Annotated in this window: 18 protein-coding genes; 7 read left to right on the forward strand and 11 right to left on the reverse strand. The window is 63.7% G+C overall.

The window, feature by feature from the left end:
• Window positions 1–6 precede the first annotated feature (6 nt).
• Window positions 7–1,365: a TolC family outer membrane protein gene (locus tag BMY68_RS00245; RefSeq protein WP_007920684.1), complete on the reverse strand. Its 1,359-nt coding sequence runs from the start codon at window positions 1,363–1,365 to the stop codon at window positions 7–9.
• 588 nt (window positions 1,366–1,953) lie between these two features.
• Between BMY68_RS00245 and BMY68_RS00250 the strand changes: the two genes are divergently transcribed.
• Window positions 1,954–8,328, forward strand: a complete 6,375-nt coding sequence (locus tag BMY68_RS00250) for a retention module-containing protein (RefSeq protein ID WP_085530122.1) — start codon at window positions 1,954–1,956, stop codon at window positions 8,326–8,328.
• 62 nt (window positions 8,329–8,390) lie between these two features.
• Here the strand turns inward: BMY68_RS00250 and lapD are convergent, their stop codons facing one another.
• The 4 genes from lapD to BMY68_RS00270 all read right to left on the reverse strand — a co-directional run bounded on the left by lapD (window position 8,391) and on the right by BMY68_RS00270 (window position 12,159).
• On the reverse strand, window positions 8,391–10,331 hold the full coding sequence (gene lapD, locus BMY68_RS00255) for a cyclic di-GMP receptor LapD (RefSeq protein ID WP_085530123.1): 1,941 nt from the start codon (window positions 10,329–10,331) through the stop codon (window positions 8,391–8,393).
• 18 nt (window positions 10,332–10,349) lie between these two features.
• The gene (locus tag BMY68_RS00260; protein WP_037004550.1) at window positions 10,350–11,057 is read right to left on the reverse strand and encodes a transglutaminase-like cysteine peptidase; all 708 of its coding nucleotides are present in this window, start codon (window positions 11,055–11,057) and stop codon (window positions 10,350–10,352) included.
• Between the two features lie 108 nt (window positions 11,058–11,165).
• Window positions 11,166–11,561 carry a YbaN family protein gene (locus tag BMY68_RS00265; protein WP_007929758.1) on the reverse strand — a complete coding sequence of 132 codons (396 nt, stop codon included), beginning with the start codon at window positions 11,559–11,561 and terminating at the stop codon, window positions 11,166–11,168.
• A 10-nt stretch (window positions 11,562–11,571) separates the two neighbouring features.
• On the reverse strand, window positions 11,572–12,159 hold the full coding sequence (locus BMY68_RS00270) for a UPF0149 family protein (protein ID WP_007929756.1): 588 nt from the start codon (window positions 12,157–12,159) through the stop codon (window positions 11,572–11,574).
• A gap of 274 nt (window positions 12,160–12,433) precedes the next feature.
• Between BMY68_RS00270 and recQ the strand changes: the two genes are divergently transcribed.
• The 3 genes from recQ to BMY68_RS00285 all read left to right on the forward strand — a co-directional run bounded on the left by recQ (window position 12,434) and on the right by BMY68_RS00285 (window position 16,484).
• Entirely contained in the window at window positions 12,434–14,560 is a 2,127-nt protein-coding gene (gene recQ / locus BMY68_RS00275) for a DNA helicase RecQ (protein WP_007929753.1), read from the forward strand.
• Between the two features lie 124 nt (window positions 14,561–14,684).
• Window positions 14,685–15,119, forward strand: coding sequence for a MarR family transcriptional regulator (locus tag BMY68_RS00280; protein WP_007929752.1), 435 nt, complete (start codon window positions 14,685–14,687; stop codon window positions 15,117–15,119).
• Between the two features lie 129 nt (window positions 15,120–15,248).
• On the forward strand, window positions 15,249–16,484 hold the full coding sequence (locus BMY68_RS00285; RefSeq protein WP_085530124.1) for a type IV pilus assembly protein FimV: 1,236 nt from the start codon (window positions 15,249–15,251) through the stop codon (window positions 16,482–16,484).
• On the opposite strand, the gene BMY68_RS00290 is transcribed toward BMY68_RS00285, so the two are convergent.
• A complete protein-coding gene (locus BMY68_RS00290; RefSeq protein ID WP_009042680.1) occupies window positions 16,457–18,646 on the reverse strand; it encodes a patatin-like phospholipase family protein in 2,190 nt (729 codons plus the stop codon). The genes BMY68_RS00285 and BMY68_RS00290 overlap by 28 nt on opposite strands.
• A 71-nt stretch (window positions 18,647–18,717) precedes the next feature.
• Between BMY68_RS00290 and BMY68_RS00295 the strand changes: the two genes are divergently transcribed.
• A complete protein-coding gene (locus BMY68_RS00295; protein WP_007929749.1) occupies window positions 18,718–19,005 on the forward strand; it encodes an Rdx family protein in 288 nt (95 codons plus the stop codon).
• On the opposite strand, the gene BMY68_RS00300 is transcribed toward BMY68_RS00295, so the two are convergent.
• Together BMY68_RS00300 and BMY68_RS00305 are read right to left on the reverse strand one after the other, a co-directional pair.
• Complete coding sequence (locus BMY68_RS00300; protein ID WP_085530125.1) at window positions 18,999–19,889, reverse strand: DMT family transporter; 891 nt, start codon at window positions 19,887–19,889, stop codon at window positions 18,999–19,001. The two genes, BMY68_RS00295 and BMY68_RS00300, sit on opposite strands and share 7 nt — an antisense overlap.
• 94 nt (window positions 19,890–19,983) lie before the next feature.
• The gene (locus BMY68_RS00305; RefSeq protein WP_085530126.1) at window positions 19,984–20,742 is read right to left on the reverse strand and encodes a helix-turn-helix transcriptional regulator; all 759 of its coding nucleotides are present in this window, start codon (window positions 20,740–20,742) and stop codon (window positions 19,984–19,986) included.
• A gap of 132 nt (window positions 20,743–20,874) precedes the next feature.
• Between BMY68_RS00305 and BMY68_RS00310 the strand changes: the two genes are divergently transcribed.
• On the forward strand, window positions 20,875–21,696 hold the full coding sequence (locus BMY68_RS00310) for a UDP-2,3-diacylglucosamine diphosphatase (RefSeq protein ID WP_009042684.1): 822 nt from the start codon (window positions 20,875–20,877) through the stop codon (window positions 21,694–21,696).
• Window positions 21,697–21,783: 87 nt separating this feature from the next.
• Here the strand turns inward: BMY68_RS00310 and BMY68_RS00315 are convergent, their stop codons facing one another.
• Both BMY68_RS00315 and BMY68_RS00320 read right to left on the reverse strand, forming a co-directional pair.
• The gene (locus tag BMY68_RS00315) at window positions 21,784–22,374 is read right to left on the reverse strand and encodes an HD domain-containing protein (RefSeq protein ID WP_085530127.1); all 591 of its coding nucleotides are present in this window, start codon (window positions 22,372–22,374) and stop codon (window positions 21,784–21,786) included.
• Window positions 22,375–22,473: 99 nt separating this feature from the next.
• Window positions 22,474–22,785 carry an Mpo1-like protein gene (locus BMY68_RS00320; RefSeq protein ID WP_007929744.1) on the reverse strand — a complete coding sequence of 104 codons (312 nt, stop codon included), beginning with the start codon at window positions 22,783–22,785 and terminating at the stop codon, window positions 22,474–22,476.
• Window positions 22,786–22,947: 162 nt separating this feature from the next.
• Here BMY68_RS00320 and BMY68_RS00325 point away from each other — a divergent pair, with 162 nt between their 5' ends.
• Complete coding sequence (locus BMY68_RS00325) at window positions 22,948–24,009, forward strand: AraC family transcriptional regulator (protein WP_009042686.1); 1,062 nt, start codon at window positions 22,948–22,950, stop codon at window positions 24,007–24,009.
• Here the strand turns inward: BMY68_RS00325 and BMY68_RS00330 are convergent.
• Window positions 23,966–25,420 (reverse strand): TrkH family potassium uptake protein, encoded by a 1,455-nt coding sequence (locus BMY68_RS00330; RefSeq protein WP_009042687.1) that lies wholly within the window; start codon window positions 25,418–25,420, stop codon window positions 23,966–23,968. The two genes, BMY68_RS00325 and BMY68_RS00330, sit on opposite strands and share 44 nt — an antisense overlap.
• Window positions 25,421–25,456 lie beyond the last annotated feature (36 nt).

The following is a 25,456-nucleotide window of genomic DNA, read 5'->3' on the forward strand; positions in this document are numbered from 1 at the left end:
GCGGACTTAACGCATCTCAGGCAGACGGGCTTCGCTCTTCACTTCGGTCTGGGCGATCGCTTCGGCTGGCACCACGACTTTTTCCTTGTTCAACAACTCGCCCATGTTCGCCAGCACGCGATACATCGAGAACTCCTCGGTGTAGCGCACCTCGGTGTAGCGGCGGTTGGCGTTGTACAGCTCGTTTTCGCTGTCCAGCAGGTCGAGCAGGGTGCGCTGGCCGAGACCGAACTGGTCCTGGTAAGCGGCCCGTACGCGGGTGGTGGTTTCAGCGTATTCGCGAGCGGTGGGGGTCTGCTTCTTGGCGTTGAGCATGGCGTTCCAGGCCAGGGTGATGTTCTCGTTGAGCATGCGCAGCGCGTTGTTGCGGATGTCCATGGCCTGGTTGATCTTGTGCGCGTCCGATTGCAGGCGGGCCTTGTCGCTGCCGCCGCGGAACAGGTTGTAGTTCATCACCACGCCCACTCGCCATTCATTGTCGTGGCCCTTGTCGCCCTGCACGTTGTCGTTGGCGCCCACCGCGGCCTCGGCATCGAAGCGTGGGTAGAACGGCGACTTGGCGACCTCGTACTGGCTCTCGGCCGCTTGCACGTCGGCCTGGGCCGATTTCAGGTAGGGGTTGTTCTCCAGCATGCTCTGCCGGGCATCCGGCAGGCTGGCGGGGATCTCGCCACGCACCGAAGGCAGGCTTTCCAGTTCGTCGGGCATACGGCCCACGGCGCTGAAGAAGTTGGCCTCGGCGTCGGCCAGGTCGACCTGCGCCGTGTCGTAGTTGTTTTCCGCCAGGGCGCGACGGGCCTTGGACTGGTCGAGGTCGGCGGTGCTGCCGACGCCGCGTTCGCTGCGCAGGCCGATCTGGTCGTTGACCCGCAGGTGCGCCTGCAGGTTGTTCTTGGCCAGGGTCACCAGTTCGCGGCGCTTGAGCACTTCCAGGTACACCTCGATGGTGCGCAGGGCCAGGCTCTCGGCGGTACCGCGGGTGTAGTAGGCCCGCGAGTTGGAGACCGACTGGGTACGCCCGACTTCGTTGGCGGTATTGAAGCCGTCGAAGAGCATTTGCCGCAGGCGCAACTCCGACTGGGTATAGGTCAGGGTCTCGGTGTGATGGTTGCCCAACGCGCGCGTGGTGGTGTTGTCGCTGTAGCCACGGCCATAGGCAGCATTCAGGTCCAGCGATGGATAGAAGCCCCCTTTGGCGACCTTGACGTCCTCATCCGCCGACAGACGGTTGTTCTGGCTCGCGCGCAGTTCCGGGTGGTTGTCCAGCGTGCTTTGAATCGCCTCCGTCAGAGACATGGCTTGGGCCTGATGAATGCAGGCCATGGCTAATAAAATCGCGCTACTGAGGGGGGTAAAAACGCGCATGAGGTACATCTCCCTGGTCCATGTATGGTGCTTTGCAGTCGCCAAAAAAATGACGAAATTTGAAGGTCAAACCGTTTCAGGCTTGTAACAACAGAGCTAAGAACATCCTGAGCGCAAGCTAAGAAGAATTTCTCATAAGCCTTATGCTGAAAAAAACTTATGCACTCTGTGAAATCCAGCACATTGTTCAGTTCGCAAGCCCCGTATTTATAGGCTCTAGGGAGCTTTTCAGGGACTTCAAAAGGTTCAACAAAATTTGCGACATAGGGCGGAAGAGGAGCGGTGGGGAGGGTGCGATACGGATTTCAATGCGACATTTTTTTGTCACTCGCAGTGTTTGAATCCGTGTCGCGACTTTCGCGGGAGGGCTGTCCGAAGCCTGGATGCGTTTGATTGCATTCGGTTTTACCTTCGGCAGAAACAGCAGGCCAGCGAGGGACGAGCGAGAGGGAAGGCCGGTGCGCAGGTTCGACTGAGCAAAAGTCAGCGAACCTTCAGGCTGGCGTTTCCCGTCGGTGACCCGATAACGCCATAGCACTTTTCCGTGCAACCAGATGCCGATAGCGGTCGGCAGCGGAGGAAGTGCTCATGGCTAGGTTAATCGGTGTCGTCAGTAAGGTAATCGGGCAGGTGGTAGCGGTCGCGGCGGATGGCAGCCGGCGCGTTCTGGTAGAAGGCGATCGTCTGTTTGCAGGGGATCAACTGGTGACCGGTGCGCAAGGCGCGGTAGCCGTGCATCTGCAGAACGGCCAGGAACTGACCCTCGGGCGCGACAGCAGCCTGCAATTGACCCCGCAACTGCTGGCGAACCAGGCGCCCCATGTGCAGGCTCCTGAAGCCGTGACCCCCAGCCAGGCGCAACTGACCGATGTCGAGCAACTGCAAAAAGCCATCGCTGCCGGCGCCGACCCGACGCAGACCGGCGAAGCCACCGCGGCCGGCCCCGGTGCTACGGGTGGCACCGCCGGCGCCCTGGGTGGCGGGCATACCTTTGTACTGCTTGAAGAAGTCGCGGGTCGGGTCGAGCCGATCATTGGTTTCCCCACCGCGGGCTTCAACGGAATCCCTGAGTTCGTGCCTGAGCGGATTGCCGCGGTACCGCCTGGCGACGACGGCGGTATCGCGCCGCCACCTCCACCGAACAACCCGGTCACCCTGGGCGGCCTGTCGGTCGCCAATGGCGAGTTGACCCTCAGCGAAGCCAATCTGCCCCAAGGCTCGGCGAGCAATCCGGCGGCGCTGGTGCAGAACGGTACCTTCAGTGTCTCCGCGCCCGACGGGCTGCTCAGCCTCAGCGTGGGCGGGATCGCTGTGGTCAGTGGCGGGGTGGCCGCCGGCTTCCCGCAGTCTATTACCACCGCCCTCGGCAACACCCTGACCATCACTGGTTTCGATCCTGCCACGGGTACGGTCAGCTACAGCTACACCCTGGTCGGCAACGACATCCATTCCGCCGCCGACGGTGCCAACAACCTGAGCGAACATTTCACCGTGGTCGCCAGCGACAGTAATGGCGATTCGGCGAGCAACTCGCTGGATATCAACATCACCGACGATGTGCCCCAGGCGTTCAACGACAGCAATGGCGTCGCCTCGGAAAGCCAACTGACCCTGAGCGGCAATGTCCTGACCAACGATGTGCAAGGCGCCGACCGGGTGCCCAGCGGACCGATCATCGCCGGTACCTTCAACGGCACCTACGGCACCCTGGTGCTGGCCGCCGACGGTACCTATACCTACACCCTGCACCCTGGTGATTCGGCGTTCCTCGCCCTCCAGGGCGGCGGAAGCGGCACCGAGACCTTTACCTACACCCTGACCGATGCCGACGGCGACAGCAGCACCGCCAACCTGGTGTTGCAGGTGCACAACAACGACGACACGGTGGTGATTCAGGGCCTCAATGCCGAAGGCGGCGAAATCACGGTCTACGAGAAGAACCTGACGGACGGCAGCAGCCCGGATGCGGGCGCGTTGACCCAGAACGGCATCTTCACCGTGACGGCGCTGGATGGCCTGCAAACCCTGACGGTGGGCGGGATCAACGTGGTAACGGGCGGGGTGGCCGCAGGCTTCCCGCAATCGGTGACCACGGCCCTGGGCAATACCCTGACCATCACGGGCTACAACGCCGCCACCGGGGTGATCAGCTACAGCTACACCCTGGCCGACAATGAGGCCCACCCGACAGCCAATGGCGCCAACAGCCTCAGCGAACACTTCAATGTGGTCGCCACCGATGCTGATGGCAGCACGGCCAGCGGTTCACTGGATGTGAATGTGGTGGACGACCTGCCAACGGCGGTCAACGACAGCAATGGTGTCGCCTCGGAAAGCCAGTTGGTGCTCAGCGGCAATGTATTGACCAACGACATCCAAGGTGCGGATCGTGTGCCAACCGGTCCAGTCACACCCGGCACCTTTACCGGTACCTACGGCACCCTGGTCCTCGCAGCCGATGGCACTTACACCTACACCCTCAACACCGCGGACGCCGACTTCAAGGCCTTGCAGGGCAATGGCAGCGGTACCGAAACCTTCGCCTACACCCTGACCGACGCCGACGGCGACCCGAGCACCGCCAACCTGGTGCTGAACATCCATAACAACGATGACGGCGTGACCCTCGATGGCCTGGATACCAACGGCGGCGAACTGACGGTCTACGAAAAGCATCTGTCAGATGGCAGCAGCCCGAATGCCCCGGCCCTGACTCAGAGCGGCACCTTCACCGTTACGGCCCTGGACGGCCTGCAAACCTTGACGGTGGGTGGCATCACTGTGGTCAGCGGTGGAGTCGCCGCCGGTTTCCCACAATCGATCACCACCGACCTGGGCAACACCCTGACCATCACCGGCTACAACGCCGCCACCGGGGTGATCAGCTACAGCTACACCCTGGCCGACAACGAGGATCACCCAACCGCCAATGGCGCCAACAGCCTCAGCGAACACTTCAATGTGGTGGCCACCGATGTCGATGGCAGCACCGCCAGCGGTTCGCTGGACGTGAACGTGGTGGACGACCTGCCAACGGCAGTCGATGACAGCAATGGCGTGGCCTCGGAAAGCCAGTTGGTGCTCAGCGGCAATGTGTTGACCAACGACATCCAAGGTGCGGATCGTGTGCCAACCGGTCCAGTCACACCCGGCACCTTCACCGGTACCTACGGCACCCTGGTCCTTGCGGCCGATGGCACTTACACCTACACCCTCAACACCGCGGACGCCGACTTCAAGGCCTTGCAGGGCAATGGCAGCGGTACCGAGACCTTCGCCTACACCATCACCGACGCCGATGGCGATCCGAGCACCGCCAACCTGGTGCTGAACGTCCATAACAACGACGACTGCGTGACCCTGCACTGCCTGGATATCGAGGGCGGCGAGCTGACGGTCTACGAGAAGCACCTCAGCGATGGCACCAGCCCCAACGCCCCGGCCTTGACCCAGAGCGGCTTCTTCCTGGTCAACGCCCCGGACGGCCTGCAAACCCTGACGGTGGGCGGGATCAATGTGGTGACCGGCGGGGTGGCCGCGAGCTTCCCGCAATCGATCCTGACGGCCTTGGGTAACGTGCTGACCATTACCGGCTACGACGCCAGTATCGGTGTCGTCGCCTACAGCTACACCCTGCTCGACAATGAGAGCCATCCGACGGGGCTGGGGGCCAACAGCATCGCCGAGCATTTCACTGTGTTCGCCAGCGATGGCGATGGCAGCAGTGCCTCCGGGGTACTCGATGTGAATATCGTCGATGACCTGCCCACCGCTCATCCCGATGTGGCGATGGCCGATGAAGGCACGACCATCAGCGGCAACGTGCTGGGTAACGACATTGGCGGCGCCGATGGCCCGGCAATCACTGGCGCGGTGGTCGGCGTGCGCGCCGGTAGCGACACCTCGACCTCGGCCATTGGCGGCTTGAACACCACCATCAACGGCCTGTATGGCACGCTGACCCTGGACGCCTTCGGCAATGCGACCTATCACAGCTATCCAAACTCGGTCACCGCTCACGATTCGCAGGATGTGTTCGTCTACACCGTGCGTGACGCGGACGGCGATGAAAGCACCACCACCATCACCATCCAGATCTGCGACACCGAGCTCAGGGCCGTCAATGACCAGGATGTCACTGTCTTCGAAAAAGCCCTGGACCTGAACAAGGACGGCCAGGACCTGGCGGCCGGCACGGTGATCGGCAGTGACCCGGGCAACACCGGCGAAACCGCCACCGGCACCCTGGTCGGCTCGGTCATCGGCGGCAGCGGTGCGATTACCTACACGCTGGTCGGCAGCGCCACCGGCACTTACGGGCAGATCCTGCTCAACCCCGACGGTACCTACCGCTACACCCTGACCTCGGCGCCAAAAACCGCGCCGACCGCCAACGACGGCCCCAACGTGCTGAGCGAAAGCTTCACCTACAAGGCCACCGACGCGGTGGGCAATACCACCACCAGCACCATCCAGATCAGCATCGTCGACGATGTGCCCCAGGCGGTCGCCAGCGAGCGGGCGGTCACCGCGCTGGAGGTCGATTCCAACCTGCTGCTGGTGATCGATGTCTCCGGCAGCATGGCCGACCCGTCGGGCGTCCCCGGCCTGTCGCGCCTGGAACTGGCCAAGCAGGCGATCAGCACCTTGCTCGACAAGTACGACGACATGGGCGATGTGAAGGTGCAGATCGTCACCTTCAGCAGCAGCGCCACGGACAAGACGCCGATCTGGGTCGATGTGGCGACGGCCAAGTCGATCATCGCCTCCCTGACCGCGGGCGGCGGCACCAACTACGATGCGGCCGTGGCCGCGGCGAAGCTGGCGTTTGTCACCAGTGGCCAGATCAGCGGGGCGCAGAACGTCGGTTATTTCTTCTCCGACGGCAAGCCCAACGATGGCCAGGAAATCGGCACCGCCGACGAAACCGCCTGGAAAGCCTTCCTCGACGCCAACGGCATCAAGAACTATGCAATCGGCCTGGGCAGCGGCGTCAGCAACAGCAATCTCGACCCGCTGGCCTATGACGGCAGTACCCACATCGATACCAATGCCGTGGTGGTCACCGACCTGAACCAGCTCGACTCGGTGCTGGCCGGTACGGTACAGGGCACCCCGGTCACCGGCAGCCTGCTCGGCGAAGGTGGCTCGTTCGGCGCCGACGGCGGTTTCATCAAGACCCTGGTGGTCGATGGCACCACCTATACCTATGACCCCAACGGCAATAGCAACCAGGGCTCGCTGAGCTTCAGCGGCGGGGTCAACCATGGCACCTTCAATACCCTGGACAACAGCCTCAGCATCGCCACCAACAACGGCGGCACGCTGGTGGTGAAACTCGACACCGGCGATTACACCTACACCTCGCAGAAAGTCACCAGCGTGGTGCTGACCGAGACAGTCGGCTTCACCGTCAGCGATAACGACGGCGACCTGGCCAGCGCGACCCTGGTGGTCAAGGTCAATCCGAACGCGGCGCCGGTGGCGGGCGACGACCACATCATCACCAACATTCTGTCGGGCACTATCGTGGTGCCGGCCGATGCCCTGCTGGCCAACGACAGCGACGCCAACGGCGATCCGCTGACGGCCGCGCCGACCAGCTTCAACACTGGCTGGCAGTCGCCTGGCTCCGACTTTGCCGCCGCCAGCCTGCAGACCATTGCCTTCACCGGGGGTACCAGCCAGACCCTGAGCGTCGCCCGGGCCTCCTTCAATGCCAATTCCCTGGCCATGACCGCCGTGGTGGTGGTCAGCGGCTTGCTGGGCAGCATCAACAACGGCAATGACAATGACGAGGATGTGATCAGCGTCAGCCTGAAACAGGGCGAGACCCTGACCCTGGATCACAACGTGGTGGCGGGCCGGGTGGGCATGGAGTACGCCTTCAATGGCGGGGTCTACACCGCGATCGCCGATGGCGGCTCGTTCACTGCGGGGGCGGACGGGATCTACCAGATCCATCTCATCAACTTGCCCAACCCCAGCGGCAGCAACGCCAACGGTTCGGAAAACTACCAGCTGACCATGACCGTCAACTACGCGGGCGGCCAGGAGTCCACGCCGGATTACCACGGCACCTACACCGCCAGCGACAGCCATGGCGGCAGCGACAGCGCGGCGGTGAGCATCAGTTATCAGGACGGCCATACCCTGACCGGCACCGCTGGCGACGATGTGCTGCTGGCCGGCAGCGGCGATAACCTGATCAATGCCGGCGACGGCAACGACGTGCTCATCGCCGGCAGCGGCAACAACACCCTGCACGGCGACGCGGGTAACGACCTGCTGTTCGGCGGGCCGGGCAACGACCTGCTCGACGGCGGCACGGGCAACGACACCGCCAGCTACGCCCATGCCAGTGCCGGGGTCACGGTCGACCTCTCGCTGCTCGGTGCGCAGAACACCGGTGGCGCCGGGACCGATACCCTGACCGCCATCGAAAACCTGATGGGCTCCAACTACAACGACACCCTGACCGGCGACAACAACGCCAACATCATCACCGGCGGCCTGGGCAACGATGTGCTCAACGGCGGTGGCGGTGACGACCTGTTGATCGGCGGGATGGGCAACAACACCCTGACCGGTGGCAGCGGCAGCGACACCTTCCAGTGGCAGCAGGGCAACAGCGGGCATGACCTGGTCACCGACTTCACGCCGGGCATCGACAAACTCGACCTGTCGCAACTGCTGCAGGGCGAGAACGCCAGCAGCGCATCGCTGGATGATTACCTGCACTTCACGGTCACTGGCAGCGGTCCGTCGCTGATCACCAGTATCGACGTCAGCGCGGCGGCGGGGGCCTTGCCGAGCCAGACCATTGATCTGGCCGGGGTCAACCTGGCGGAGCACTACGGGGTGACACCGGGCGCAGGCGGAGTGATCGCGGGTGGCGCGGATACCGCGACCATCATCAACGGCATGCTCAACGACCATTCGTTGAAGGTCGATACCGTCTGAGGCCCGGCGGGCCTGGCGCCAGCCTCGACCGAGGTTGGCGCCGGGGCTGTGCGGGGAAGGGGCTACATCGGTTCCGGTGGGCCGATCAGTCGCCCCATGACCCCGAACAGGCCCAGGGCCTTGAGGGTGTCCAGTTCGCCCTGGGTCTCGACCCGTTCGGCGATCAGCGGCAGGTCGATGCTGTGGGTGGCGCGAAATATCGCCTCGATGAACAGCTGTTTGTCGCTTTGCCGGTCGATGTCGCGGATGTAGCTGCCATCGACTTTCAGGTAGGCCAGGCCGAGGTGGGCGAGGTTGCCGATCTGGCTGAAGTTGCCGCCGAAATGTTGCAGGCCGATACGATAGCCGCTATCCCGCAGGCGCTGGCTCAAGTGCTGCAGCTCGCTGGCCGAGGGCAGTTGGCGTTCGTCGATCTCCAGGGTCAGTAACTTGGCCAGGTCGGGCAGGGCCTTGAGCTGGTCGAGGATCCGCCGCAACGCGTCGGGGTCGCGCAGGGTGCTGCCAGACAGGCTCAGGGCCAGCGGCCAGGTATGCTCGAGCAGATAATCCAGGGTGTGTTCGAGCATGGCCAGGTCGAAGCGTGCCGACCAGCCCAGGCGCTCGATCCACGGCAGGAAATGCCCGGCGGCAATGGCTTCGCCCTGCGGGTCGAGCAAGCGCGCCAGCACTTTGTGATGCAGCACCTCGCTGGTGTCGGCGCACTGCACCACCGGCTGGAAATACAACTTCAACTTGCCGTTGCTCAGGGCGTCGTCGATCCAGGCGCGCCAGTCATGCTGCGGCTGGCTGGGGCCGGCGGCGAACTCCTGCAGCAATGCCCAGGGACGCTCGGGGTGCTGCTGGGCCTGCGCCAGCGCCTGGTCCAGGCGCAACCATACGCCGCTCAGCGGGTCGCCGGGCCGGTAGGCGACTATGCCCAGGTGCGCCACCGGTGTGCAGTCGCTGGCCCCGGTCAGGCGCAGGTTCTCCAGGGTGGCGCTGATTTCCATGGCCAGGCGCTCGGCGCCGCGGCTGTCCAGGCCCGGTGTCAGCAGGCTGAATTCGCCGCCGCGATTGCGCGCCGCCAGCCAGTGGCGTCGGTCGGCCTGGGCGCTGATGCGCTTGAGCAGATCGCCGATGCTCTTGATCAGGGCGTCGGTGCGCTGGCCGCCCAGGCGCTGGTTCAGGCCACTGAGGTCATTGACCCGCAGCATCAGCAGATAACCATCGCCACTCTGCTCGTTGAGCAGCAACTGATCGCCGAGCTGTTCGTCCAGCAGGCGCCGGTTGGCCAGGCCGGTCAGGCTGTCCTGATAGGACTCGGCCCGCAGTTTCTCGCTGCGCGCGGCCTCTTCGGCGAACAGGGCTTTGAGTTTTTCCACCATCTGGTTCATGGCCAGGACCACCCGCTTGAGCTCGGGCGTGCGCGGCACCGTCGGCAGGCTGAGGAACTCGCGGTGGCTGATGGCTTCGGCCTGCCTGACCATGGCGTCCAGCGGTCGCAACTGGCGCCGCAGCAGCCAGCCGCCGAACACCGCGCTGAGCAAGCCGCACACCAGCAGCCAGAGCAGGCTGCCGACGCTGCTGTCCCAGAGCCTGGCCAGGGCGAACTGCGGGTTGCTCAGCACTTCCACCCGCGCCACCTGTTCCCAGCCACGCATGACCAGGGCGTCGCCACCTTGCGGGCGCAGGCTCACCAGCCTGACGAACCACTGGGGTATGCCCTCGATCCTGGCAGGCACCGAACGCTCCAGCAGAATGCTTTCGTCTTCGATGTTCACCACCCGGATGCTGTTGTAGTAGCCGCTGTCGAAGATCGAACTGACCATCAGTTCCATCATCGCCGGGTCGTCGACCTGGCTGGTCAGGGACAGGCCCAGGGCGGTGGCCGCATCCTGGGCGTGGGAGCGCAGCTGGTTGAGCATCTGCTCGCGGGAGCTTTCCAGGCTGACAAAAAAACTGCCGCTGAAGGCCACCAGCAGGAACAGGCAGATGGCGATGAACAGTTGCTTGAGTAGCGACATTCGGCACTCCTTGTCGGATCAGCCATTACCCACCGTGAAGCCCTCGTCCCGCATCTTTTTCAGTACGTCCTGCCAGCGCGAGAGTTTTTTCGGGTCGATGCTGCGCGTGTCGCCAGCCACTCCGGGCAGGTACAGCCCCTCGGCATTGAAGGCGTATACCGGGTTCGGATCCTGGCGCTGGGCGGCGGAACGAATGTCGCTGCTGAGGTTGTCCAGTATCAGCGGTCCGGCGCCGGGGCTGGGGTAATAGGCCAGGACCATGTGCGGCCGGTTGCCGCGCCTGGCCTTGACGTAAGTGAGGCGCAGTTTGTCGCTGGAGACCCCCAGGCTGCGCAGGCTGAAATACTTGGCCAGTGCATAGTCCTCACAATCCCCGGCGCCCTTGAGCAGGGCCTCGATCGGCGTGGCCCAATAATCGCCCTGCTGCCAGGTGCGCTGGTCCTCCTTGAAGCTCAGTTGCTGGTTGAAGAAGCGGTTGATGGCATTGAGTTGTTCGTATTCCGGTCGCCCAGTCAGGTCCTGCAACAACTGGTTCCAGGCCTCGAGACGCTCCCGGGCCGGGCCCAGGACCTGATGACGGTACTCGAAGGTGCTCAGGGCAGAAACGAATTCCCAGTTCGCCCGCACATTGCCCGGGTCGGTCCACAAACAGACCAGCAACAGCGACCAGCCGGCCAGCCGAAACCGGAGCAGTGTCCACTCGGGGCGACGCGAACGTGCGGGCATGGCGGGCTGCTCGAATGCAGGTGTCTGAAGTCTAGGCGGTATTTTTCGCGAGCATGGGCAGCTGGTCGGGTTGCCACGAACGGAGGAAGGCGGCGCGCAGGGCCGGGTTCAAGGCTTGTGCAGGGTCTTCTGGCGCAGGATGTAGATCGTCACCAGCACCGCGCTGGTCAGCATGAAGCCGCGGGCCCAGGGCAGGGGCACCAGATAGCAGGACAGACCGATGCTCAGCCACATCAGACCGATGGCGTAAACCTTGCCTTTGAGCGGGATACCGTGGCCGTCCAGGTAATCGCGGATCCACGGGCCGAGCCGCGGATGTTCCACCAGCCACCGATAGAAGCGCGGCGAACTGCGGGCAAAGCAGGCGGCGGCCAGCAGCAGGAAGGGGGTAGTGGGCAATACCGGGAGGAAGATGCCGGTCACCCCCAGCACTACGCTCAGCCAGCCGATGGCCAGCAGAACGTAACGCAGGATCAGGGGGCGGTTGCCTATGGGCTTGGCCATAGGCGGTGACTCAGTGGTGACGGGGCTTGAGAATGGCCGGTTTTTCGTCCGGCGCGTTGCACAGCAGGTACAGCGCAGTCAGGGCTTCCGGGATCTGCACGATCATGTCGTCCATCAGGTTGGCATCGCTGGCGATGTCGGAGAACTCGGGTTGTTCGTCGAACAGGCCGGAGCCGACCATGATCGGCAGGAGCATCTCGCTGACTTCTTCCTCGGCGGTTTCGAACCAGGCCGCTTCGCGCAGGAACACGCCTTCCATGAAACCGATGCACCAGCCGCGCAGGTCGGAGTCGTCCGGCTCGTCGCCGAGGTCGAGGTCGCACGGCAGCTCGAACTCTTCGTCGGAAGCCAGTTGGCGGGCGATGTGGGCCTTGAGGGCAATCAGGGTGGACTCGATCTCTTCGCGCTGGGCGGCGTCGCTGTAGTGCGGCTCCTCGGCGAACAGGGCGTCGATCCACTCACGGTCGGGAACGCTTTCGGAACAGATGGACAGCGCAGTCAGGTAGCCGTGGGCGGCCACATAGTCCAGCGCCTCGTCATGCAGCTCATCGGCGTCGAGGAAGGCTTGCAGGCGGGTTAATTGCTCAGCGAAGGACATTGAAGGACTACCTTGGGAATAAACGATGCTGAATTCTAGGCTTTCTTGAGCGCCCAGGCCAGCCGCCGCGCAGATTTGCGCGCTTCTAAAGGTTACCAGCGGTCCATTGTCGGCACCCTTCGCCGGCAAGTGCTCGGGTATACTTGCGCGTTTTGTGATGCCCGGCAGGCGTCATGACGGTCCAGGAAAAGTCCGCTAACGGATTTGTCAGTGAAAACCGTGGTCTTTTCGGCCAGCCTGCGCACAGGGATTTCAGCGATTTTTGGAGTTTTTCATGCTCGAACAGGCTCAACGCGTCCTCAAGGACATCTTCGGCTACGACAGTTTCCGTGGCCGCCAAGGTGCGATCATTGAGCGTGTGGCCAGTGGCGGCGACGCCCTGGTACTGATGCCTACCGGCGGCGGCAAGTCGTTGTGCTTCCAGGTCCCGGCCCTGCTGCGCGAAGGCCTGGCGGTGGTGGTTTCGCCATTGATCGCGCTGATGGACGATCAGGTCGCGACCCTGGAGGAACTCGGGGTCGCCGCGGCGGCGCTGAACTCCACCCTGAGCGCCGAGCAGCAGCGTGACCTGGCCGCGCGCATCCGGCGGGGCGAAGTGAAGATGCTGTACCTGGCGCCGGAGCGCCTGGTGCAACCGCGGATGCTGGCGTTCCTGCAGAACCTCGACATCGCCCTGTTCGCCATCGACGAGGCGCATTGTGTGTCCCAGTGGGGGCATGACTTCCGTCCGGAGTACCTGCAGTTGGGCCAGCTGGCGGAAATGTTCCCCCAGGTGCCGCGCATCGCCCTGACCGCCACCGCCGACAAGCGCACCCGCGAGGAAATCGTCAATCGCCTGCACCTGCAGGATGCCGAGCGTTTCCTCTCCAGTTTCGACCGTCCGAACATCTTCTATCGCATCGTTCCCAAGGAGCAGCCGCGCAAGCAGCTGCTGGCGTTCCTCAGCGAACGGCGCAGCGACGCCGGCATCGTCTACTGCCTGTCGCGCAAGAAAGTCGACGAGGTGGCCGCCTTCCTCTGCGAGCAGGGCTTTCCGGCGCTGCCGTATCACGCCGGGTTGCCCAGCGAGCTGCGGGCCTATCACCAGAAGCGTTTCCTCAATGAGGAAGGGCTGATCATGGTCGCGACCATTGCCTTTGGCATGGGTATCGACAAACCCAACGTGCGCTTCGTGGCGCACCTGGACCTGCCCAAGTCCCTCGAGGCCTATTACCAGGAAACCGGGCGTGCCGGGCGTGACGGCCTGCCTGCCGATGCCTGGATGGCCTACGGCCTGCAGGACGTGCTGATGCTCAAGCAGATGCTGCAGAATTCCGAGGGCGACGAACGCCACAAACGCCTGGAGCAGCACAAGCTCGACGCCATGCTGGCGCTGTGCGAGGAAACCCGCTGCCGGCGCCAGACCCTGCTGGCCTATTTCGACGAAGACATGCCACAGCCATGCGGCCATTGCGACAACTGCGTCGACGGCGTGCAGACCTGGGATGCCACCGAGCCGGCGCGCCAGGCGCTGTCGGCGATCTATCGCACCGGCCAGCGGTATGGCGTCGGCCACCTGGTGGACGTGCTGCTGGGCAAGGACACGGAAAAAGTCCGCAGCTTCGGCCATCAGCATCTTTCCGTGTTCGGCGTGGGCAAGGCGCGCAGCGAAGGCGAATGGCGCTCGTTGTTCCGCCAACTGGTGGCCCGTGGCCTGGCCGACATCGATCTGGAAGGTTATGGCGGCTTGCGTCTGAGCGACAGCTGCCGACCGCTGCTCAAGGGCGAGGTGAGCCTGGAGCTGCGCCGCGACATAAAGCCGCAGACCGCCGCCAAGAGCAGCACCAGCCAGGCCAGCCAACTGGTACGTGGCGAAGAGCGCGAACAGTGGGAAGCCTTGCGCGCCCTGCGGCGCAAGCTGGCGGAAGAACATGGCGTGCCGCCCTATGTCATTTTCCCCGATTCCACCCTGCTGGAAATGCTCCGCAGCCAGCCCGGCTCCCTGGCGGAAATGGCCCGGGTCAGCGGCGTCGGCGCGCGCAAGCTGGAGCGCTACGGCGAGGCCTTCCTCGAAGTGTTGGGCGGCCAGGTGGAAGCGCCGAAAGTGGTGGCCGACATCCGCCACGAGCTGATTACCCTGGCCCGCGCCGGCATGACGCCACTGCAGATCGCCGGGCAATTGCAGTGCTCGGAAAAGAACGTTTACACGATGCTCGCCGAAGCCGTGGGCAAGCAGCAGTTGTCCCTGGAGCAGGCGCTGGATCTGCCGGAAGACCTGCTCGGCGAGATCCAGGACGCTTTTCTCGACGGCGAAGGCGAGCTGCCCTCGGTGAGCGAAGTGGCCGAGCTGTTTGCCGGTCGCGTGCCGGAAGGTGTGCTGTATTGCGTGCGTGCGGCGCTGGAATCGGAATTCGAGATGTGAGTTGCCCGACGGCAAGATGTAACGATTCAGTTCATGGCAAACCTTGCCACTCGGCAACTGTCATGCTTAGCTGACTAATAATTAGTTTTTCTTAATTTTCAGTCTACTAACTCATGAGTTGTTTATGCCGTTAACCGATCAACACCGTTTTGGCATGCAGTTGGCGCAGATGTCCCGAGGCTGGCGCGCCGAACTGGATCGCCGTCTGGCTGGACTTGGCCTGTCCCAGGCCCGCTGGCTGGTGCTGCTGCACCTTGCCCGTTTCGATGAAGCCCCGACCCAGCGTGAACTTGCCCAGAGTGTCGGCGTCGAAGGACCGACCCTGGCGCGGCTGCTCGACAGCCTGGAAACCCAGGGTTTGGTGCAACGGCAGTCGGTGGTCGAGGATCGCCGGGCGAAGAAGATCGTTCTGTGCGCTCCGGCGCTGCCCTTGATCGAACAGATCGAAACCATCGCCACAGCCCTGCGCAGTGAATTGTTCGTCGGTGTCGATGAAGAGGATATGCGGGTCTGCATGCGGGTTCATGCGCACATCCTGGCCAATCTGGAAAAGTCTTGAGGCATAACTAGCGCCGCGGATTTTTGAGCTACCGACACCGGCGGACTATAAGAAATACCAGGTCCACAGCGGCATGCGCAGCCAGCGTATCGCCGCTGTGGTCGCTTTCGGTCCTCAAAAAGGGTGCTCATGTTCCAGAGTCTGCTGGCCGCTCTGCGCGGTTTCGTCGGGTCGTCCTGGGTGGCGAAGAATCGTTCCTTGTTCCTTCTGCCGGTGCTGGCGGCCCTGTATTCGTCCCTGGCCTCGGCGGTGGGCCTGGGTGAAATCACCGTGCATTCGGCGCTGAACCAACCGCTGGAGGCGGAGATCGCCCTGGTGCAGGCACAAGCTCTGGAGGAGGGCGAGTTGTCGGTCAGCCTGGCGACGGCCAGCGAGTTCAAGCAGGCCGGTATCGAGCGCTTGCCGTTTCTCGAAGACTTGCGTTTTACCCAGGTTTTGCAGGGCGAGCGCAGGGTGATCCGGGTAGTGTCGAGCAAGCCGGTGAACGAGCCGTTCCTGGATTTCCTGCTGCAGGTGAACCAGGCCAATGGCCGGCAGTTGCGCGAGTACACGCTGCTGATCGATCCCCCGGGAAGCCCCGAGATAGTGCCGGCCCCGGCCAGGGACATAGCAAAACCCGAACCGGCGATCGCCACCCAGGCGCCACCTGCGGCCCCCAAGGCGAGCGATCCTGCGGCCGGACAATTGGCGCAAGCCCCGCAGGCCAACCAGCAATTGCAGGACCAGGCCCAAGAGCTGCGCAACACATTGCAGCAGCGGGACGAACAACTGGCGCGCCAGCAGCAACAGCTGGTGGAGCTGCAACGTCAGTTGGTCGAAGCCCGGAGCAAGCCTGCCGATAATCCTGCCCCGGCTCCCGCGGCCGCGACACCCACCGCCGTTAGCCCATCCCAGCCAGCCGAACAGGCCCCAGAGACTGATGAAGGCTCGAATCCCTGGCTGATGCTTGCTGCCTTGCTGCTGACGGCCTTGCTGGTGGTGTTGGTCATGCGTCGCCGTCGTCAGTCCGCCGCCGTACCGGAGGCACAGACGGCCCCCGAGAGTCGGCCCACACGAACGCTGGCCAGTGCCGTGACGACCGTGGCAGCCCGGGAGTCGTTCAGATCAACGCCCCCTGTTGCTCCGGTACAGCCCGTGGCAGGAGATCGGTTGGCTGATCGCGAGCCGTCGATCGATGTCGACTGGGACCTGATCGCACCTTCCGAGCCCTCCAGCGCTCCGCCGTCTCCTACCGCAGCACCGGCGCCATTCAATACCGATTCGATCGTCTGGCGCCTGGAGGAGCCAGACGAACCGGGCTCCGGCAGCCAGGCCGAAGCCGAGTCGGACGCCAAGCCTCAGAACGTCTGGCCCAAGTTGAGGTAGACCGCTTTCTGGTTGTCGTCGTTGATGCCGTAACTGAAATTCAGCGGCCCCAGCGGCGTGTCGAAACCAAGGAAGATGCTGGCGGCGTTGATGTAGCCACTGTCGAACTCGTTGTCGTTGTTCCAGGCCCGCCCTCGCTCCAGGGAGCCGCCGATATACAGCGGGAAGTCCAGGGGCAGGTAGGAGCGGGGTGTCAGTCGCCGGTAGTAGACGCCCCGCATCAGGCTGACGTTCTGGCCCGAGAGCGCATCCTGGCGGAAGCCCGACAGCTGGCGGGCGCCGCCCAGCACAAAGCTTGAGGTCACCACTTCGGCCTCATCCAGGGTCCGGCCATACCGACCGCCGAGGATAAAGGTGTTCGGGCCGCTGCTCAGGGCCTTGTCCAGCTTGAACTCCCACTGCCGGTAGCGCTTGTCCGAGCCCAGGCTGGGTTCGAACTGGCGCAGCGACAGGCCGATGTCCTCGCCCGCGTGGGGGAAGTAGACATTGTCCAGGGAGTCGAACGAGTAGCGCAGTTCGTAGTAACCCTCGTTGAAGCTTTCGCTGGGCAGGTCCTGGTCGCCGACACGGACATCGGCCTTGCCCCAGGCCTCGCCGACACCGAAACGGATCTCGCCGCTGTTGCCGATCTGGCGCCCGATATTGAGGCCGAAACCATAGCGTTCCAGGCGGTACTCGGCGATCGGGTCGTTATCCAGCACGGCTTCGATGTTCTGTGATTCAAGACCGATATACGGCGCGATGAAGTAGCGCGAGCCGACGTCCAGCGGCTGATAGAACTCGCTGTAGAGCTCCTGCTGATCACCGATCTGCACCCGGGTCAGCCATTCGGCGCCGAGGCTGTTGATGCCGTTGACCCGGTAGCTGGCACCCAGGTTGAAAGCACTGTCGCCGCGCATGTCGTCGGACAGGTTCAGCCCCAGGCGCAGGTAATCGGTGCCGCTGCGTTTGCCCCGGGCGTTGATCACCAGGGTGTGGTCATTGCCCTTGTGGACCACGCGGTATTGCACCTGCTCGAAGTAGTCCAGGCCATACAGCGTGCCCATGTCGGTCTGCAGCCGGCCCAGGTCCAGAGGCTCGCCGATGTGCTGGCGGATGTAGTAACGGATCACGTCGTCGCTGACCTTCGAATCGTTTTCCACCCGGATCGCGGTGATGATCGGGGTGCGCTGGCTGGGCGTGCGCGCGGCGCTGAGTTCGGCATCCATCGGTTCGGCCCGGCGCAGCGGCGCCAGGCGGGCGTCGAGGATGCGGGTGGCGCGATAACCGGCGTCGATCATTTCCTGGGCGCGGCCGAAGTCGGTGACCCCGAAACTGGCCAGGGGCGGCTGGATCAGCACGTCATTCTTGTGCAGGGTCGCCAGTTGTTCCTCGGAGTTGCGCCGGGTCATCAGGGTGATGGACTGGTTCAGCACATCGACCACGGTCGCCAACTGCTGGCGCGAGCGCAGCGGGGTGCCGATGTCGACCACGATGGCGATGTCCACGCCCATGTCGCGGGCCACATCCAGCGGAATGTTGTCGGTCATGCCACCGTCCACCAGCAGCCGGCCATCCATTTCCACCGGGGCGAACACCGCCGGGATCGACATGCTGGCGCGAATCACCCGGGGCAGGTGGCCCTTGCGGAACACTACTTTCTCGCCGCTGGCGATGTCGGTGGCGACTGCACGGAAGGGGATCGGCAGCTTGTCGAAGTCCCGGGTATCGCTGGCATGGGCCAGCATGCTTTCCAGCAGCAGCGCCAGGTTCTGGCCCTGGATGACCCCCAGCGGCAGGCCGAGGCTGCCGTCGTCGCGGAAGCTGAGTTTCTGTTTCACCAGGAAGTCGCGGTCATCCTGCTTGCGCCGGAACGGTATGTCTTCCCGGGGCGGCGCGTCGGACAGCGCCTGTTGCCAGTCGATGCCCAAGGCCAGTTTTTCCAGCTCCTCGATCTTGTAGCCCGAGGCGTACAGCCCGCCAATCACCGCGCCCATGCTGGTGCCGGCAATCGCATCGATCTTCACGCCTTGCTCCTCCAGGGCCTTGAGCACGCCGATATGCGCCAGGCCACGGGCGGCGCCGCCGGACAACACCAGGCCGATCTTCGGCCGTGGCGCTTCGGCGGCGTGCAGGAACACGGGGAGCAAACACAGGAGCAGGCAGGACAGCAAACGACGCATCATGGATCTCGGGGCGAGCGATAAAGGCGGCTATTATAACGACGCCCTTGAGCCCAGGAGTCGGCAGCACCATGTCAGAACGTAAACCCGAAGTGGTCATTACCTATTGCACCCAGTGCCAGTGGCTGCTGCGTGCTGCCTGGCTGGCCCAGGAACTGCTGAGCACCTTCAGCGACGACCTGGGCAAGGTGTCCCTGGAACCGGCCACCGGCGGCACGTTCCGCATTACCTGCGACGGCGTACAGATCTGGGAGCGCAAGGCCGATGGCGGTTTCCCCGAAGCCAAGGTGCTCAAGCAGCGGGTGCGCGACCAGATCGACCCGCAGCGCGACCTCGGCCACAACGACCGCACTCAGTGAGACGCGGCTTCCGCCACTGGCGCTTTTTTGCTTGAGCCGGACAGGCTGCTGGAGACCACGATGGCGAGGATGATCAAGACGCCGCCGATCAGCATGCGCAGCGTCGGCGTCTCGTTGAACAGCAGCCAGGCCACGGTAATCCCGTAGACCGGCTCCAGGGCGAACACCACCGCCGCGGTGCGCGCCTTGATCACTGCGAGGCTGGCGACGAACAGGCTGTGGGCCAGACCGGTGCAGAAGATGCCGAGCAGGCTGATCCACAACCAGTCGATGGCCCGGACCTCGCTCAACCCCGGCGCCGCCACCGGCAGCAAGCACAAGGCAACCACCACGTTCTGGCACAGCGCCGCCTGCACCGCCGGGATGCGTGCGGAACTGGCGCGATTGTTCAGTGACAGCAGGGCGAACAGCAGGCCCGATCCCGCGGCCCAGAGCAGCCCGATGGTGGCTTGGCTGGCGAGGTCGAAGTCCGGCGTGACCAGCACCAGGCCGACGCTGACCAGGGCCACCAGGACAATTTCGTTGAGGCGGATCCGCTCACGAAAAATCAGCCCTTCGAGGATCACCGTGAAGGCCGGGAAGCTGGCGAAGCCCAGGGTGGCGATGGCCACGCCGGCGACTTTCACCGCGATGAAGAAACTCACCCAGTGCCCGGCCAGCAGCAGGCCGCTGAGCAGCAGGCGCCACCCGTCCGTGGCCTGCAGCCGTTGCCAGCGGATGCTGCTGGCGCAGCGGGCGAAGAACGCCAGGGCGAGCACCGCGAACGCCGCGCGACCAAAGACGATGATGGCCGGCGAAGCGGCGGCGAGTTTGCCGAATACACCGGTGAGGCCGAACATCAATGCGCCGATATGCAGGGCGCCAAGGGCAGTACGCGGAGTCATTTCAATCCTTCAAAACGGTTGAGCGGAGCGGTGCCAGTCTAAAAGCCTGGGCAGGACCCGGTCTGTCGCGATCCTCGCGTTTTTTGTCGACAGCCTAGCGCTGGCCTGTCGCGCGCCGCAGCTTGCCGGGGGAGACACCGAACTCGCGCAGCACCGCGGCGGCGAAAGCGCTCTGGGAGCTGTAGCCGACGCGGCTGGCGATTTCGCTGATGGGCAGTGCCGAATCGCGCAACAGCCCGGCGGCCATGTGCAGGCGTCGGCTGCGGATATAGTCCATCGGCGTCTGCCCGCATTCGGCGACAAACCGCGCATGCAGGCGAGCGCTGGACAACCCGGCGATTTGCGCCAGGTCGGCCACTTGCAGCGGATGGGCGGCGTGTTTATCGATATGGGCATTCAAGGCGGCATAGGGCAGGCGTCGGCCGCCGACGCTGGCGGGGCTGGCCTGGTTGAGGCTGGCCAGCAACAGCACGGCGCCTTGCTGGGCAATCAGCGGGTCGTTGACCGGGCTGCCGGCGAGCCAGTTGACCAGTTGGCTCTGCGCCGTATCCAGGGGCAGGCGCCCAGGGTTGTCGAGCAGGCGGCGACTGGCATCGGCGTGATCGCCCAGCGACTGCAGCAGCCAATGTTCGTCGGGCACATCGAGCACCAGGCAGCGACTGCCGTTGGGGCTGCCGCAGGCATGATGGGCGCCGGAAGGCACTACCACGAAGCTCTGCTGGACCACCTGGCTGCCCTGGCCGTCGACCTCGAAGTCGAGCTGGCCCGACAGGCCGAACACCAGTTGCGCGTGTTCGTGGCTGTGGACGATCAGGTCGTGGCTGTATTGGCGTAGCGTGAGGATCGGTCTCATCGCAGTCTCCTTGGCAGAACGGCAGTCTACACCGGCGGCCCGGGCTTCAGCGTTGTCATCGGACTGCCGTATTTCTGTCACAGGCAATTAATCGCTGGGGTGCAAGCTCGCAGAAAATGCAGGAGCGTGCCCATGACCAGTGCCGAACTCGCCAGACCCAGCCGTAAACAACGCGTGCGCACCCTGTGGATTTCCGATGTGCATCTGGGCACCCGGGATTGTCAGGCGGAGCATCTGTCGCAGTTCCTCAAGGGCTATCACGCCGACCGGATCTACCTGGTCGGCGACATCATCGACGGCTGGAAGCTGCGCGGCGGCATGTACTGGCCCCAGGCACACACCAACGTCATCCGCCGCTTGCTGACCATGAGCAAGCGCGGCACCGAGGTGATCTATGTCACCGGCAACCATGACGAATTCCTGCGCCGTTATTCGAAGCTGATCCTGGGCAATATCCAGTTGGTGGACGAGGCGGTGCACGTCACCGCCGACGGCCGGCACCTGCTGGTGATCCATGGCGACCAGTTCGATGTCATCACCCGCTACCACCGCTGGCTGGCCTTTCTCGGCGACTCGGCCTACGAGTTCACCCTGACCCTCAATCGCTGGCTGAATCACTGGCGGGCGCGCTACGGCTACGGTTACTGGTCGTTGTCGGCCTACCTCAAGCACAAGGTCAAGACCGCGGTCAGCTTTATCAGCGACTTCGAGGAAGCCATCGCTCACGAATGCGTGAAGCGCGAGCTGCACGGCGTGGTGTGCGGGCACATTCACCATGCCGAGATCCGCAAGGTCGGCGAGGTGGACTATCTCAACTGCGGGGATTGGGTCGAGTCGTGCACCGCCCTGATCGAGCATTGGGACGGCACCATCGAGCTGTATCGCCTGGCCGACGCCCAGGCGCGGGAGGCGCAGCGCAAGGCTGAACTGGCCAAGGTCGCGGAGCTGGCCTGAAGAGTATCGCGAGCAAGCTCGCTCCTACAAAAACCAGAGATCCCCCCTGTAGGAGCGAGCTTGCTCGCGATGGCCGCGCAGCTGTCCTCAGGCCGGCGCGTGTTCCTTCATGGCGGCCTTGTAGATCGAGTTTTTCGGCTGGGCGAACAGACGTTCGAGCATGGGTTCGAAAAAGCTCAGGGGCAGGCTGTCGTAGCGTGGATCGAATGCCGCGGCGTCGTACTTGGCACAGAATTCGGCGGTCTGCAGATACAGTGGGTGGTCCTTGAATTGCTCGCGCAGGTGCCGGTCCATGCCCAGGTGATGGAAGAAGTAGTAGCCCTGGAAGATCCCGTGCTTCTCCACCATCCACAGGTTCTCGGGGCTGACGAAGGGCTTGAGGATCGCCGCGGCGATGTCCGGGTGATTGTAGGAACCCAGGGTGTCGCCGATGTCGTGGAGCAGGGCGCAGACCACGTATTCCTCGTCGCGGCCGTCATGCCAGGCCCGGCTGGCGGTTTGCAGCGAGTGGGTCAGGCGGTCCACCGGGAAGCCGCCAAAATCGCCCTCGAGCAGCTTCAGGTGCGCCACGATGCGCGCTGGCAACTGCTTGGCGTAGGCGCTGAAGTCCGCGGCGATGATCGCCCAGTCTTCCTGGGTACCATCCTTCATGTGGGTGAAACGGGCGTGAGCGTTCATCGGCCATCCTCTTGTTGTTTTTGTGCGCAACGATGGGAGTCTATGCCTTGGATCCAATCCTGCACTGGCTGTGCAGGACGCCTTGCTGTCCGGCCAGGCCTAGAACGGCACCTTGCCGGTCAGCATGTCGCGGTACATGACGAAATCGCCCAGAAGGCTGTAGAGCGGATGCTGAAAGGTGGCCGGGCGGTTCTTCTCGAAGAAGAAATGACCGACCCAGGCAAAGCTGTAGCCGGCCACCGGCAGGGCCAGCAGCAATAGCCAGGCGCCTTTGCCGATGGCGAAGGCGAGGATGAAAATTACCAGGGTCGTGCCCACGAAGTGCAGGCGGCGGCAGGTGCTGTTGCTGTGCTCGCTCAGGTAATACGGATAGAACTCGGCGAAGCTATTGAATTGCTTGATGTTATCCACGACTGCGATCTCTGTGGTTGTTGTTCTGCCAGCGGGATGCTCTGCGGGGAGCTTATTTGAGTCTAGAGTCATCAATGGCTGGGGCCAGTGACAATAGGCGCCACTTTAGTATCCTTGGGAAATCGGCCGTAGCATGCGGCTCATCATGTAAAAGAACCCACCATGAGCGAACGAACGACTTCTGCAAGCTGGGCGATGGGAATTGTCAAAGCTCTGGAGATGGACGGCCTGGATTGCCGTGCATTGTTCAAGCAGATCGGGCTCGACTATGCCGCGCTGGACGACCCGGACGCACGCTTCCCCCAGGACTCGATGACGCGTCTCTGGCAGCGTGCGGTGGAGCAGTCCGGCAACCCGGCGATCGGCCTGAACATGGGCAAGGTGGTGCGACCGGCCTCCTTCAATGTGGCCGGGTATGCCCTGATGTCCAGTCGTACCCTGGCCGAGGGTTTCCAGCGTTTGGTGCGCTATCAGCGGATCATCGCGGAAAGCGCTGATCTGAGTTTCCGACTTTTACCTGAAGGTTATGCGTTGATTCTGACGGTGCACGGCGATCATCTGCCGCCGACCCGGCAAAGTGCCGAGGCCTCGCTGGCCTGTGCGCTGGCGCTGTGTGGCTGGTTGACCGGGCGTACGCTGCAGCCGCGCCAGGTCCTGATGCAGGGGGCGGTGCCGGTCGATCTGGAGCCCTACAAGCAGGCGTTTCATGCGCCGCTGGTGTTCAACGCGCCTTACGATGCGTTGATTTTCGAGCGGGCCGATATGGAAGCGCCGTTGCCGACCGCCAATGAAGCCATGGCGCGGCTGCATGACCGCTTCGCCGGTGAGTACCTGGCGCGCTTCTCCGAAAGCCGGGTGACGCACAAGGCGCGCCAGGCACTGTGCCGGTTGCTGCCCCAGGGCGAGCCGAAGCGCGAAACCGTGGCCCAGACCCTGCACCTGTCTCAGCGCACCCTGCAACGGCGTCTGCAGGAGGAGGGCACCAGTTTCCAGACCCTGCTCGACGACACCCGTCGTGAACTGGCCGAGCAGTACCTGGCGCAGCCGAGCATGACCCTGCTGGAGATTGCCTATCTGTTGGGGTTTGCCGACCCGAGCAACTTTTTCCGCGCTTTCCGCCGCTGGTTCGATGCCACGCCCGGCGAATACCGAGCGCGGTTGCAGGAATCCGGGGCCGCTGTCAGTGACGCCAGAATGCCGGAATACACAGCACGAATACGGTGATGATCTCCAACCGGCCGAGCAGCATGCCCAGGGACAGAATCCACTTGGCGGCGTCCGGCAGGGTGGCGAAGTTGCCGGCCGGGCCGATGGTTTCGCCCAGGCCCGGGCCGACCCCTGACACCGTACTGGCCGCGCCGGTCAGGGCGGTCATCCAGTCCACCCCCAGCAGCGACAGCGCCAGGGCGATCACGCAAATGGTGATGGCGAAGAAGAACGAGAAGGTCAGGATCGAACGGACGATTTCCTCGTCGAGGCGGTGACCGTTGTATTTCTGCTTGATCACCGCGCGCGGGTGGATCAGCTGGTTCAAGTTGGCCTTGAGCAGGATATAGGCGACCTGGAAGCGGAAGATCTTGATCCCGCCGGCGGTCGAGCCGGAACAGCCGCCGACGAAGCCCAGGTAAAAGAACAGCATCAGCGAGAAGTTGCCCCACAGGCTGTAGTCGCCCAGGGCGAAACCGGTTGTGGTGACCACCGAGGTGACGTTCAGTGCGACGTGACGCAGGGCCTCCAGCCAATGCAGCTGGGTGGTCCACCAGTACCAGGTGCCGAGCACCAGCCAGGTCACCAGCAGCATGCCGAGCAGGCCCTGGACCTGCTGGTCCTTGATCAGCGCCCGGCGGTTGCCGCGCAGGGTGGCGACGTACAGGGTGAACGGCAGGCTGCCGAGGATCATCACCACCACCGCCACCCAGTGCACCGCCGGTTGCGGCCAGTGCGCCAGCGAGCTGTCGGAGGTGGAGAAGCCGCCGGTGGAAATCGCCGACATCGCGTGGTTGATCGCGTCGAACAGGCTCATCCCGGCCCACCAGAAGGCCAGGCTGCCGAGAATGGTGATGCCGACATACGCCGCCACGATCAGCCGCGCCACCATGTGCGAACGCGGCATGACCTTTTCCGAGCGGTCCGAGGATTCGGTCTGGAACAGGCGCATGCCACCGATGCGCAGCAGCGGCAGGATCGCCACCGCCATGCCGATGAAGCCGATGCCGCCGAGCCAGTGCAGCAGGGAGCGCCACATCAGGATGCCCGGCGACATGTTGTCCAGGCCGCTGAGCACGGTGGCGCCGGTGGCGGTGATGCCGGACATGCTTTCAAAGAACGAGTCGGTGTAGCTGATGTGCTGGGTCAGCAAAAACGGCAGGGCGGCGAAGATGCACACCACCAGCCAGCTGGACACCGTCAGCAGGTACATGTCCCGCGGACGCAGGTGCACATGTTCCGGACGCCCCGGTATCACCAGGGCCAGGCCGGCGACGAAAGTGATCATGCTGGCCCAGAGGAACGACGGCAGGTCGCCGGTGCGTTCGAACAACACCAGCGTTGCCATCGGAATGACCATGGCGATGGCCAGGGTGATCAGGAAAATGCCGATGATGAAACCAATGATCCGTAGGGTCGGCAACGCCATGAGGTCCGCTCGGGGCTGATAAGGAGGGCGCCATTC

The organism is Pseudomonas sp. NFACC41-3, from assembly GCF_900109505.1.
GTDB lineage: Bacteria > Pseudomonadota > Gammaproteobacteria > Pseudomonadales > Pseudomonadaceae > Aquipseudomonas > Aquipseudomonas chlororaphis.